We start from the raw sequence: 12,588 nt of genomic DNA, 5'->3' as shown, positions 1-12,588 counted from the left end.
TAACAGGCTATACCACGCGTATTATGGCCACACGAAAAATAACGGGAGAAAGATATGGAAGGCGACAGTTGGTTGTTTATTTTATTGTTGGAATCGCTGAGGTCACAGGAGCAATAGTCATCCCATTGCATCCTGAAAGTGTCAGGATATGCGTTAGTTACCACATCCCTTCGCTTTACCCCTTCAGCGCATGGCCTCCGCGCATGCCAGTCCGGCGCGCCTGACAGGCTAATCACTCCAGCATATGCTTATTAACAGTCCGATAACGGTCAGGCTTATTTGCGCTCGCATTTATTTCACGCCGGCCCGACGATAAATATCGGCCATTTTTCCATGCTCATATTTTTAATTGAGTGGAGAAACATCATGATGGTAAAAAAAACCACGCTGCTAGCAGTCAATAACGTCAGCAAAAGCGTTCAGCCTACCGGAAAAGAAAAACGCCTGGTGCTGAATGAAATCAATTTGCGCCTCTACGACAACGAGGTCGTCAGCATTTTGGGGCAGTCCGGCTCAGGCAAATCCACCCTATTGCGTATTATTTCCGGCCTGATCGCGCCGGATCTGGGTACCGTGATGCTGGGGGATAAAAAAGTCTCGGGGCCAAATCCGCAGATCAACATGGTGTTCCAGACCTTCGCCATTTTCCCGTGGCTTAACGTCTACCAGAATATCGCCTTCGGGCTGCAGGCGCAGGATCTGCCGCCGCAGGTGGTCGAAGCCCAGACGCTGAAAATGCTCGATCTGGTCGGGCTCGCCCCCTACCGCGATGCCTACCCGCGCGAGCTTTCCGGCGGCATGCGCCAGCGAGTCGGCTTTGCGCGCGCGCTGGCGGTAGAACCGATACTGCTGTTGTTGGACGAGCCCTTTTCCGCGCTGGACGTCTATACCGGCGAACACCTGCGTAGCGACCTGCTGCGTATCTGGAGCACTCGCCAGATCAAAACGCGCTCCATCGTGCTGGTTACCCACAGCGTAGAGGAGGCGGTGATGATGTCTGATCGCATCTTCCTGCTGGGCGCAGGTACCCTCGACGGCTGCTATCACATCGCGCAGCGCCGCGAGACGCGCACCCGCGAGGGAATGCAGCCGCTGACGGACAAAATCAGCGAGACACTCAGCCGGCAGATCGCCGCCACGCACTGAGCGCAGCCATGGTTTGGCGGGACGGAACCCCGCCAACTTAACTACCTGTTTATCAAGAGTTACCCCGCCACGGGTGGCTCATGATAAGCGGATAATATATCGAGTTATTATCATGCATTTCATTCATACACTGCTGACGCTGCTGACCGCGTCCGTCCTGGGCGCCGCCATCGGCTACGAAAGACAGTTCCGCCAGCGCACCGCCGGGCTGCGCACCAACACGCTGGTGGCCACCAGCGCAGCGATCTTCGTCCACCTGGCCATGACCATCGACGGCAGCGACGGCGCGGTGCGCGTCATCTCCTACGTGGTCTCCGGCGTCGGCTTTCTCGGCGCCGGAGCCATCATGAAGGAAGGGATGAACATCCGCGGCCTGAACACCGCCGCCACGCTCTGGGGTTCCGCTGCGGTCGGGGCCTGCGCCGGCTGCGGCCTGTACGGCGATGCGCTGGCCGCCACGCTGTTCGTGCTCGCCGCCAATACCCTGTTGCGTCCTCTGGTCAATATGGTCAACAAACAACCCTTCAATGACGTTAACGGCGAATCCACCTACCAGATTTGCGTGATCGCCTTCGAGCATGAGCAGCGTGAAGCGCTGGCCAAATTCAAACAGGTGCTGCAAGGCGAAAACTGCTTTATCTCGCATCTGGATATCGAACCCTTTGGCGACGACGACGTGGAGATCACCGCCACGCTGATGCCGGCTTCCGTCACCACGCCGGTGCTCGACCAGACCATCAATAAACTGCTGAACGACAGCATGATGAAACAAGCCTATTACAGCCGCATCGCTGGCTCCGGCTAATGCCTTTCACCTTCAGGGAGACTAATCATGAAAACCATGCCGAAGTTGGCTCATCTGACGATGTTCAAAGATATCGTCCACTGCGGAAGCTTGCACGAGGCCGCGAAAAAACTGGCCATCTCGCAACCGACGCTCAGCCGGGTGCTCAAGGAGCTGGAAATGTCCATAGGCGCACGGCTGCTGGAGCGCAGCAACCGCGGCGTGCGCCTGACGGCGGTGGGTGAGCTGTTTTACCGGCGGATAGACGCCGCCACCAATCAGTTGTTCAGCGTGTTTGACGAACTACGCGGCATGAGCGCTGACGGTGAGAAGCGTCTGCGGGTGGGGATGAGCGTCGATCCGCTGCTGTGCTATCTGCCGCAGGTGCTCGAAGGCTTCAACCGCCGCTACCCGCATACCCGGGTGACGGTGGTGGAAGACGGCCCGGAAGGCCTGCTCGCCCGGCTGCGAAACTGCGAGCTGGATTTGGCAGTCAGCAGCCTGAACGGCGCGACGGGCGGCGCCGATCTGGCCATGCAGGCGCTGAAAAGCGAGCGCTTCTCGCTCTATCAGGGGGGCGACCTTACCGCCGCCGGGCAGCCGCCGGCCGAGGCCAAATGGGTGGTGCCGCGCTCCTGCTCGGTGGGGCACGCCGCCATCCGCGAGATCGCCGAGAGTTACACGCCGCACGGCCAGATAGTCGAGACCGACTCCTTTCTGGCGACCTGGTGCCTGGTCAGGCAGCAGGGTTATATCGCGCTGCTGAGCGATCGGGTTGTCGCGCACTATGCGCCGCAACTGCACCTGCAGAAAATCCCGACGCAGGGGATCGACATCAGCGCGCGCTTTTACGTCTTTACCCGCCATGAACCGGCTACGCCGCCGCTCAGCGCCGCGTTTATCCACCTGCTGCAAACCCTGCAGACGACCTGAAGACGCAGGCCGCCGGAAACGTTCGGCACCCAGTAGGCGAACAGAAAAACAGGGGGTTAAAGCCGGCCGGTTATTCCGGGGGGTGTATTAGCACAGCGGCGGCCGGGCGGCAGTGCTAATGCAGCAACACAGAAAGGTATTATTACGCTCTCCTGCGCCACTTTCATCGATAACGCTCGCGGCCATTACGCCATGACAGTTCTATAAAGCAATTCATCGAGCGAAAAATCACTGCGCGCGCGGCTATCTGGTAATTCGGTCTGTTGTTCATGAGCTTTAAGCCCTTGCAGGATAAACGCGTGTATCAGCTCCCTGCGGGGACCGTATTCTGCTTCTCCGGCTCTTTTCTTGGCAGCCAACAAGGCATGAATTTCCGCTAACAACAATGGATCGCTCACCGTTCCAGCCAGCAGGTGCTCGAAAAGCATTGGCGGCACTCCTTTGCCCGCTTCTATCCAGAGGACAGCCAGCAGTGGCCGCAGAACGTAAAAATATTTTTTGAGGCGCACCTCCTCGCCTTGCAAGTAGCCGCGGAAGTTTTTACGCGCCATGGAAAGATAGTGCCAGCGCGCTCGCTTAGCCGAAAACCATTCCGGTACGACGCCTTTCAGCGCCTCTACACTTTCAGTGTCCTGCTGATAAACCACCGGTGAATCCAACCATTCGATCAAAGTCGGGTTAGCCCGCTTTAACAGGCCGAGCGACTTACGCCATTCCCATCCACAGACGTCTAGCTCATCATCTATCGGCAGCTCTATCACGTCACGCTGCGTCTCAACGCGCAAATACCATTCAGGCCGATGCACATACAAGAAACGCACGTCGTAATCACTGTCCGGCGAGGCGAATCCCCACCCTCGACTGCCGGACTCGCAGGCATATAACACCCTTACGTCATACCGCGCTTCTATTTCACGCAACACCTTTTTTATTTTGACGCGCATTTCACTGCTGACGCCTTCTGTTTGTTCTTCCATGACCTTATCCTTTTCCATACGTTATCTAACGCAGGGTATATACGATTTTCACCCGAGACAACTGCGCCGCTATATTCAAAACATGATGAAACCAGCTACCAACCGCTTACCCTGCCAATCCAACCGTTCACCCGGCGAATCCAACCGCTGACTGAAATTCGCCTGTCTTCCCCTGCCCCAACCCGCAATGATGAGCTGTTCCTAAACCTATACCCGAACGTTATCCGCACCGGGCCGCGTGCCTGAAACATCTTATAAGCGGATTAACTCACTCATTTTGCAGATTTGAACTAAGGACACCTCAATGAACAGAGAGGGGATTTTAAAACACCTACCCTGGATGCTGCTGGGAATACTCGGCGCGTCCTGCCTGGGCGTGGTTGCGCTGCGCCGTGGCGAACACATCAGCGCACTGTGGATCATCGTCGCCTCGGTGGCGGTGTATCTGGTGGCGTACCGTTATTACAGCCTGTATATCGCCACCAAGGTGATGAAGCTGGACGCCTTCCGCGCAACGCCGGCGGTGGTCAATAACGACGGTCTGAACTACGTGCCGACCAACAAAAACGTGCTGTTCGGCCACCACTTCGCCGCCATTGCCGGGGCTGGCCCGCTGGTGGGCCCGGTGCTGGCGGCACAGGTCGGCTACCTGCCCGGCACGCTGTGGCTGCTGGGCGGCGTGGTGCTGGCGGGGGCGGTGCAGGACTTTATGGTGCTGTTCATCTCCTCGCGCCGCAACGGCGCTTCGCTCGGCGAGATCATCAAAAAGGAAATGGGCCCGGTACCGGGGACCATCGCGCTGTTTGGCTGCTTCCTGATCATGATCATCATCCTGGCGGTGCTGGCCTTGATCGTGGTGAAAGCGCTGGCGGAAAGCCCGTGGGGCGTGTTCACCGTCTGCTCCACCGTGCCAATTGCCCTGTTTATGGGCGTTTACATGCGCTTCCTGCGTCCGGGACGGGTGGGCGAAGTGTCAATCATTGGCATCGTGCTGCTGGTGGCTTCCATCTGGTTCGGCGGCGTAATTGCCCACGACCCGTACTGGGGGCCGGCGCTGACCTTTAAAGACACCACCATCACCTATACGCTGATTGGCTATGCGTTCGTTTCCGCCCTGCTGCCGGTCTGGCTGATCCTGGCGCCGCGCGACTATCTGGCGACCTTCCTGAAAATTGGCGTTATCGTCGGGCTGGCGATTGGCATCGTGATCCTCAACCCTGAGCTGAAAATGCCGGCGATCACCCAGTTTGTCGACGGGACAGGCCCGGTGTGGAAAGGCTCGGTGTTCCCGTTCCTGTTCATTACCATCGCCTGTGGCGCCGTGTCCGGCTTCCATGCGTTGATCGCCTCCGGCACTACGCCGAAGCTGTTGGCCAATGAAAAAGACGCGCGCTTTATCGGTTACGGCGCAATGCTGATGGAGTCCTTCGTGGCCATCATGGCGTTGGTGGCGGCCTCGATTATCGAGCCGGGCCTGTACTTCGCCATGAACACCCCGCCGGCAGCATTGGGCATCACCATGCCTGACCTGCACCGTTTGGGGACTGAAGATGCGCCGATGATCATGGCGTCACTGAAAGATGTGACCGCCCACGCGGCGGCGACCGTCAGCTCATGGGGCTTTGTCATCAGCCCGGAACAGATCCTGCAGACCGCCAAAGACATCGGCGAGCCTTCGGTGCTGAACCGCGCCGGTGGCGCACCTACGCTGGCAGTGGGTATCGCCCACGTGTTCCACCAGATCATTCCCGGCGCCAACATGGGCTTCTGGTACCACTTCGGTATCCTGTTTGAAGCGCTGTTTATTCTGACCGCGCTGGATGCCGGTACCCGTTCCGGCCGCTTTATGCTGCAGGATCTGCTGGGCAACTTCGTGCCGTTCCTGAAGAAAACCGACTCGCTGGTGGCCGGCATTGTCGGCACCGCCGGCTGCGTGGGCCTGTGGGGCTATCTGCTGTATCAAGGGGTGGTCGATCCGCTCGGCGGCGTGAAGAGCCTGTGGCCGCTGTTCGGCATCTCCAACCAGATGCTGGCCGCCGTGGCGCTGGTGTTGGGTACCGTGGTGCTGATTAAGATGAAGCGCACCCAATACATTTGGGTCACCGTGCTGCCGGCGGTATGGCTGCTGATTTGCACCACTTACGCCCTGGGTCTGAAGCTGTTCAGCGACAACCCGCAGCTGGAAGGTTTCTTCTTCCAGGCCGGTGAGTACAAGCGCAAAATCGCCGAAGGCGGTGCCGAGCTGACCGCGCAGCAAGTGGCTAACATGAACCATATCGTGGTGAACAACTACACCAACGCCGGGCTGAGCATTCTGTTCCTGCTGGTGGTGTACAGCATCATCTTCTACGGGGTGAAGACCGCCATGGCGGCGCACAAAAACCCGAACCGCAGCGACCAGGAAACGCCTTACGTGCCGGTGCCTGAAGAAGCGCCTGCCAACGGCGTAACTGAGGGGGACGTCAAAGTTTCACCGCAGCACTGATGGTGATTTAACGGATACCCTGCATAATGAAATCTGTTATGCAGGGTAATTTTTTTGGGGAGAAGGTTATGTTCGGAAATCTCGGCCAGGCGGGGAAATACCTCGGTCAGGCAGCGCGCATGTTAGTGGGCGTGCCCGACTACGATACCTACGTCCAGCATATGAAAGACAACCACCCGGACAAACCGGTGATGACCTATAAAGAGTTTTTCCGCGAACGCCAGCAGGCCCGCTACGGTGGGGACGGCAAAGGCGGCATGCGCTGCTGTTAATAAGGACCCGTAATGAAACCCATCGCAGTCACCATTCTGACCGGCTTTTTGGGCGCCGGTAAAACCACTCTGCTACGCCATATTCTCAACGCCGAGCACGGCTACAAGATTGCGGTCATCGAAAACGAATTCGGCGAAGTGCCGATCGACAATGCGCTGATTGGCGACCGCGCCAGCCGCATCACTACCCTGAGCAACGGCTGCATCTGCTGCAGCAAATCCAACGAGCTGGCGGATGCGCTGCTGGACTTGCTGGACGGCGTAGACCAGGGCCAATTAACCTTCGATCGGCTGATCATCGAATGCACCGGCATGGCCGATCCCGGGCCGATCACCCAGACCTTTTTCTCGCACGAGATCCTCTGCGAACGCTTCCTGCTGGACGGCATCATCACCCTGGTGGACGCCGCACATGCCGACCAACAACTGACCCAGTTCAGCATCGCGCAGGCGCAGGTGGGCTACGCCGACCGCATTCTGCTGACCAAAACCGACGTGGCACCGGACTGCGAAACGCTGATCCAACGCCTGCAGCAGATGAACGCCCGCGCACCGGTGTATAAAGTGACGCACGGCGAGATCGATCTCAGCGTGCTGTTCGACATCGAAGGCTTTGTGCTGAACGACAAGCTGACCCTGACGCAGCCGGCGCCGCTGTTTCGCCGCATTCCGCAAGCGCAGAACAACATTGGCTCGATCGTGGTGTACCACGACCAGCCGCTGGAGCTGATGCAGATTTCCGAAGTGATGGAAAGCCTGCTGCTGGACTATGCCGACAGCCTGCTGCGTTATAAGGGCATTTTGTCGATCAAGGACGAGCCGCGCCGGCTGTTATTCCAGGGCGTACAACGGCTGTATAACGCCGACTGGGATCGCGAGTGGCTGCCGGAGCAAGAGCGCCGCAGCACCTTGGTGTTTATTGGCGTGGATTTGCCGGAGAAGTTGATTCGGGAGCGGTTTGCGGCATTAGGTTGAGTGAAAAGCCACATTAATGGATGCAACCTAAGGAACTACGCCTGATAGTGCTACAGGCGGGAATCATACAGAACGCCGACACGCCGTGACCCCATCCCTGGGGGCTCGTATCGCGCATCCCTGCGCTCAACGGTCGGCTAACCTGCAATGGCCCCCGCCTGCCTCATGCTTAGGGTGTAGCGGTATTAAACTCAGCTATTCAGAAAGCCGTAACGCGTTGCACTTTAGCAACATGGCTGTATTGGCATACTAAAATCTAACTAAGAACTGAGAGTACCCCTATGACCCAAAGAACTCTCGTTAGTGTCGCAAGTTATGTCCATAAACTTGCAGAAGAACACGATATTACAGTGTACCGCGGCAGCATGAGCCGTATGGCGGTTGACATTACGGGTCTGGCTGACGACGCTGTCGAATTGGATGATGTGGAGCAACTACTTGTTAACCTTAAACGGAAAGGGGTTCTTACCAAGTCTGAAATACTTGAGCTTCAGGGGCGTTACTTCCGCGAACAAAAGACTGGACGGTTTAGATAAAGAAAATATCTCCTACGGCAGTCTGGATGATCCTGAAATTCAAAAAATTTATATGACGTACCGTGGAAAAAAATAAAACCCTCCGCCCCCCTTACCCCTTCTGAAAATAAGGCCCCGCCGCTACCGAATCGCGCAGGATCAGGCTGGCCGGGAAGGTGGGGCGCTTGCTCAGTTCGCCGCCGTCCAGCATCGACACCAGCCGATTGATGGTTTCCTTGATCATGTCGGTCACCGGCATTTTCATGCTGGAGAGCGAGGGGATGGTATAAGGCGCCAGCGGGATGTCATCAAAACCTACCACCGAAACGGCGGACGGCACCGGGATCTGGCGCTCCGTCAACCGCTTGATGGCGCCGATAGCCATCTCGTCGTTGCTGGCGACAATGGCGCTGAAAGCGCATCCGCTGGCCAGCAGCGTATCGACCGCCGCCATGCCGCTTTGCGCATTCCACTTCCCCTCGACAATCAGGGCGCTATTGACGGCAATACCCTGCTCCGCCAACGCGGCTTTATAGCCGGAAAGCCGCTCCAGCCCGGTGGGTGAATCCAGCGAGCCGGTGATGAAAGCGATATCGCGGTGCCCCTGTTCGATCAGGTGCCCCACCGCCGCCGCGCTGGTGGCGTGCTGATCGCTGAAGATGCAGTAGCTGTCGTTCAGCCTTAACCGACGATTGATCACCAGGATCGGCTGTTTGTGCTGGGAGATGATCTCGTCCATTTCCGCAATCGACAGAAAGCGCGGATAGATGATCACGCCGTCGCAGCGCAGATCCAGCAGGAATTGAATGGCGGCCTTTTCTTCTTCGGCGGTGTGCTTGCCGTCCGCCAGGATCAGTTGGCGGCCGTGCTCTTCCATGATGCGCGCCGACTGGAACATCAGCTCGCTGAAATAGTTGCCGCTGTACAGCGTGTTGGTGACCACCAGGCCGATGGTCTGAGTGGTTTTGGTGGCGAGGTTGCGCGCCAGCAGATTGGGCCGATAGCCGGTCTCGGCGATGGCTTTCTCTACCCGTTCTCGCTTTTCCGGGCCCACGTAGCCGCTGCCGGATAATACGCGGGACACCGTCGCTTTCGAAACGCCGGCCCTTTTTGCCACCTCAAGTATTGTTGCCATCTCTGCGCCATCAAAATCCAGGGTTCCGCGCAGTCTACCCAAGACGCCCCGGCTTTGAAATGTTTTCGCGCCTGCCGCTGCCGTCCCTTTCGGCCTTAAAGTGACTGGCTTCACGAAATGAAAAACCAAAAAATCATAATTCTTGCCAGAGTAAAAACAGATCAGCATGATTTTGTGAAACCGGTTTCTTGTGGGCGTTTCATTGAGATGGAACGGCGGATCGCCCAGGTAGCGCAAATTCGCCTTTGGGCAATCCGAATTCATATCTAAGAGACGATATTCCATGCCGAAGAACTACACAGAGATCTCGCACGCCATCGTGGATGCGTTGGGCGGCCGCGCGAACATCGAAGCCGTTACGCACTGCATGACCCGCCTGCGATTCGTGGTGAAAAACAAGGCGCTGATCGACACACCAAGACTCAAAGCGATTAGCGGCGTGATGGGCGTGGTGCACAGCGGCGAGCAGTGCCAGGTGATCATCGGCAACGAAGTGTCGAAAGCCTATCAGGCGGTGCTGGCGCTTGGCATGCCGGGCAACGCCCCCGAGGCCGCACCGGCAAAGCGCAAAATCACCCTGAAAGGCATTGGCGCCGGCATTCTCGACGCGCTGGTCGGCACCATGTCGCCGCTGATCCCGGCCATCATCGGCGGTTCGATGGTGAAGCTGCTGGCAATGATGCTGGATATGGCCGGCGTGTTCGATAAAGGCTCGTCGACGCTGATCATCCTCAACGTGATTGGCGACGGCGCATTCTTCTTCCTGCCGGTGATGGTCGCCGCCTCTGCCGCTCTTAAATTCAAAACCAATATGTCGCTGGCGATCGCCATTGCCGGTGTGCTGTTGCATCCTAACTTTATCGATCTGATGGCCAAGGCGGCGCAGGGCCAGGCGGTGGAGTTCGCCTACATTCCGGTGACGGCGGTGAAATACACCTACACGGTGATCCCGGCGTTGGTGATGACCTGGATCCTGTCGTATATCGAGCGCTGGGTCGATCGCATCACCCCGGCGGTGACCAAGAACTTCCTTAAGCCGATGCTGATTGTGCTGATCGCCGCGCCGATCGCGATTGTGTTGATCGGCCCGCTGGGCATCTGGATCGGCAGCGGTATCTCGGCGCTGGTGTACACCGTGCATGGCTATTTGGGCTGGCTTTCCGTCGCCATTATGGGGGCAATCTGGCCGCTGCTGGTGATGACCGGCATGCACCGCGTTTTCACCCCGACCATCATTCAGACCATCGCCGAAACCGGCAAAGAGGGCATGGTGATGCCTTCGGAGATTGGCGCCAACCTGTCGCTCGGCGGCTCTTCGCTGGCGGTGGCGTTCAAAACCAGGAACCGCGAACTGCGCCAGACCGCCTTGGCCGCCGCCGCTTCCGCCATTGTGGCGGGGATTTCCGAACCGGCGCTGTACGGCGTGGCGGTGCGCCTCAAACGCCCATTAATCGCCAGCCTGATCAGCGGTTTTATCTGCGGCGCCGTCGCCGGCATTGGCGGATTAGCCAGCCATTCGATGGCTTCGCCCGGCCTGTTCACCAGCGTGCAGTTCTTTGACCCGTCGAACCCGATGAGCATTGTCTGGGTCGGCGGCGTGATGGTGCTTTCCGTGGTGCTGTCATTCGTGCTCACGCTGCTGTTGGGCTTTGAAGACATTCCGGAAAGCGAAGAGGCCCCAACGACAACCGCGCCTGCGGCCAATACCGCTAACGCTACCCACTGAGACAATTGAGGATTGCATGTCTGATTCAACATTCCCGCAAGGGTTTTTATGGGGCGGCGCCCTGGCCGCCAACCAGTCTGAAGGGGGTTATCGCGAGGGTGGCAAAGGGCTGACCACGGTTGACATGATCCCGCATGGCCCCAACCGCATGCCGGTAAAGCTCGGCCTGGAGAAGCGTTTTGCCCTGCGCGAAGACGAGTTTTACCCCAGCCACGACGCGATTGATTTTTACCACCGCTACCGCGACGACATTGCGCTGATGGCGGAGATGGGCTTTAGCGTGTTCCGCACCTCCATCGCCTGGAGCCGGATTTACCCGAACGGCGACGAGCTGACGCCCAACCCGGAAGGCATCGCCTTCTACCGCAGCCTGTTCGAAGAGTGCCGCAAATACGGCATCGAGCCGCTGGTGACGCTGTGCCATTTCGACGTGCCGATGCACCTGGTGACCGAATACGGCTCCTGGCGCAGCCGCAAAATGGTGGCGTTTTTCACCCGCTATGCCCGCACCTGCTTCGAAGCCTTCGACGGGCTGGTAAAGTATTGGCTCACCTTCAACGAGATCAACATTGTGCTGCACAGCCCGTTCTCCGGCGCAGGGTTGGTGTTTGAGGCGGACGAGAACCCCGAACAGGTAAAATACCAGGCCGTACACCACGAACTAATTGCCAGTGCACTGGCGACCCGCATCGCCCACCAGGTGAACCCCGCCAACCAGGTGGGCTGTATGCTGGCGGGCGGCAATTTTTACCCCTGGTCCAGCAAGCCGGAAGACGTGTGGGCCGCGCTGGAGAAAGACCGCGAGAACCTGTTCTTTATCGACGTGCAGGCCCGCGGTGCCTACCCTGCTTACTCTGCCCGGGTGTTCCGCGAGAAAGGGGTGAGTATCGTGATGGAGGAAGGCGACGCCGATATCCTGAAGAACACCGTCGATTTTGTCTCTTTCAGCTATTACGCCTCGCGCTGCGCGTCTGCCGATATGAACGACAACAACAGCAGCGCCGCCAACGTGGTGAAATCCCTGACCAACCCGCATATCCCGCGCAGCGACTGGGGCTGGGGCATCGACCCGTTGGGTTTGCGCATCACCATGAACATGATGTACGACCGCTACCAAAAACCGCTGTTTCTGGTGGAAAACGGCCTGGGCGCGCACGACGAGTTCAATGCCGACGGCGAGATCGCCGACGATTACCGCATCAGCTACCTGCGGGAGCATATCCGCGCCATGGCCGACGCCATCGCCGACGGCGTGCCAGTGATGGGCTACACCACCTGGGGTTGCATTGACCTGGTGGCGGCTTCGACCGGGGAAATGAGCAAGCGCTACGGCCTGGTTTATGTCGACCGCGACGACAGCGGCAACGGCACACTCGCCCGCACCCGCAAGAAATCTTTCTGGTGGTACAAGCAGGTGATTGCCAGTAATGGGGGGGATTTGGGGTGATGGGGATGGGTGCGATAAGGGCCGCTAAAGGCGATTGTTGCGAGCCGTATTCCAGACCTGGCAGTAAGCCCCTGTAATTTTGTACAGGCTGTTTTTTCGCCTTTTGGTCAGCGCTATAGTCTGTTGGCTGCGGCACATTCCGCAGCCGGAGTTAGCGTTCCGAATCTGACATATACCGCGGCGTTGTGTAATA

Annotated in this window: 11 protein-coding genes; 9 read left to right on the top strand and 2 right to left on the bottom strand. The window is 58.2% G+C overall.

Annotated features, from left to right (window positions below):
- Positions 1-366: 366 nt before the first annotated feature.
- The 3 genes from LQ945_RS16020 (at position 367) to LQ945_RS16010 (ending at position 2,863) form a co-directional block, all read left to right on the top strand.
- On the top strand, positions 367-1,146 hold the full coding sequence (locus tag LQ945_RS16020; protein WP_270101206.1) for an ABC transporter ATP-binding protein: 780 nt from the start codon (positions 367-369) through the stop codon (positions 1,144-1,146).
- Positions 1,147-1,258: 112 nt separating this feature from the next.
- On the top strand, positions 1,259-1,951 hold the full coding sequence (locus LQ945_RS16015; protein WP_269934905.1) for an MgtC/SapB family protein: 693 nt from the start codon (positions 1,259-1,261) through the stop codon (positions 1,949-1,951).
- Between the two features lie 27 nt (positions 1,952-1,978).
- A complete protein-coding gene (locus tag LQ945_RS16010; protein WP_270101205.1) occupies positions 1,979-2,863 on the top strand; it encodes a LysR family transcriptional regulator in 885 nt (294 codons plus the stop codon).
- 185 nt (positions 2,864-3,048) lie between these two features.
- Here LQ945_RS16010 and LQ945_RS16005 read toward each other — a convergent pair whose 3' ends face one another.
- On the bottom strand, positions 3,049-3,840 hold the full coding sequence (locus LQ945_RS16005; protein WP_270101204.1) for a nucleotidyltransferase domain-containing protein: 792 nt from the start codon (positions 3,838-3,840) through the stop codon (positions 3,049-3,051).
- 304 nt (positions 3,841-4,144) lie between these two features.
- Between LQ945_RS16005 and LQ945_RS16000 the strand changes: the two genes are divergently transcribed.
- The 4 genes from LQ945_RS16000 to LQ945_RS15985 all read left to right on the top strand — a co-directional run bounded on the left by LQ945_RS16000 (position 4,145) and on the right by LQ945_RS15985 (position 8,108).
- Positions 4,145-6,325 carry a carbon starvation CstA family protein gene (locus LQ945_RS16000; protein ID WP_269934902.1) on the top strand — a complete coding sequence of 727 codons (2,181 nt, stop codon included), beginning with the start codon at positions 4,145-4,147 and terminating at the stop codon, positions 6,323-6,325.
- A gap of 68 nt (positions 6,326-6,393) precedes the next feature.
- A complete protein-coding gene (locus LQ945_RS15995) occupies positions 6,394-6,597 on the top strand; it encodes a YbdD/YjiX family protein (RefSeq protein ID WP_004953088.1) in 204 nt (67 codons plus the stop codon).
- A gap of 12 nt (positions 6,598-6,609) precedes the next feature.
- Positions 6,610-7,572 (top strand): GTPase, encoded by a 963-nt coding sequence (yjiA, locus tag LQ945_RS15990; RefSeq protein WP_270101199.1) that lies wholly within the window; start codon positions 6,610-6,612, stop codon positions 7,570-7,572.
- A 281-nt stretch (positions 7,573-7,853) separates the two neighbouring features.
- Entirely contained in the window at positions 7,854-8,108 is a 255-nt protein-coding gene (locus LQ945_RS15985) for a hypothetical protein (RefSeq protein WP_270101198.1), read from the top strand.
- 91 nt (positions 8,109-8,199) lie between these two features.
- Here LQ945_RS15985 and LQ945_RS15980 read toward each other — a convergent pair whose 3' ends face one another.
- Positions 8,200-9,222: a LacI family DNA-binding transcriptional regulator gene (locus tag LQ945_RS15980; protein WP_270101197.1), complete on the bottom strand. Its 1,023-nt coding sequence runs from the start codon at positions 9,220-9,222 to the stop codon at positions 8,200-8,202.
- Positions 9,223-9,505: 283 nt separating this feature from the next.
- Here LQ945_RS15980 and ascF point away from each other — a divergent pair, with 283 nt between their 5' ends.
- Both ascF and LQ945_RS15970 read left to right on the top strand, forming a co-directional pair.
- Complete coding sequence (gene ascF, locus LQ945_RS15975) at positions 9,506-10,948, top strand: PTS cellobiose/arbutin/salicin transporter subunit IIBC (protein WP_270101196.1); 1,443 nt, start codon at positions 9,506-9,508, stop codon at positions 10,946-10,948.
- A 16-nt stretch (positions 10,949-10,964) separates the two neighbouring features.
- Complete coding sequence (locus tag LQ945_RS15970) at positions 10,965-12,395, top strand: 6-phospho-beta-glucosidase (RefSeq protein ID WP_270101195.1); 1,431 nt, start codon at positions 10,965-10,967, stop codon at positions 12,393-12,395.
- Positions 12,396-12,588: the final 193 nt, after the last annotated feature.

The organism is Serratia liquefaciens, assembly GCF_027594825.1.
Lineage (GTDB): Bacteria > Pseudomonadota > Gammaproteobacteria > Enterobacterales > Enterobacteriaceae > Serratia > Serratia liquefaciens_A.
The sequence above is the reverse complement of the archived record's forward strand: the minus strand, read 5'-3'. Positions and strand labels throughout refer to the sequence as shown.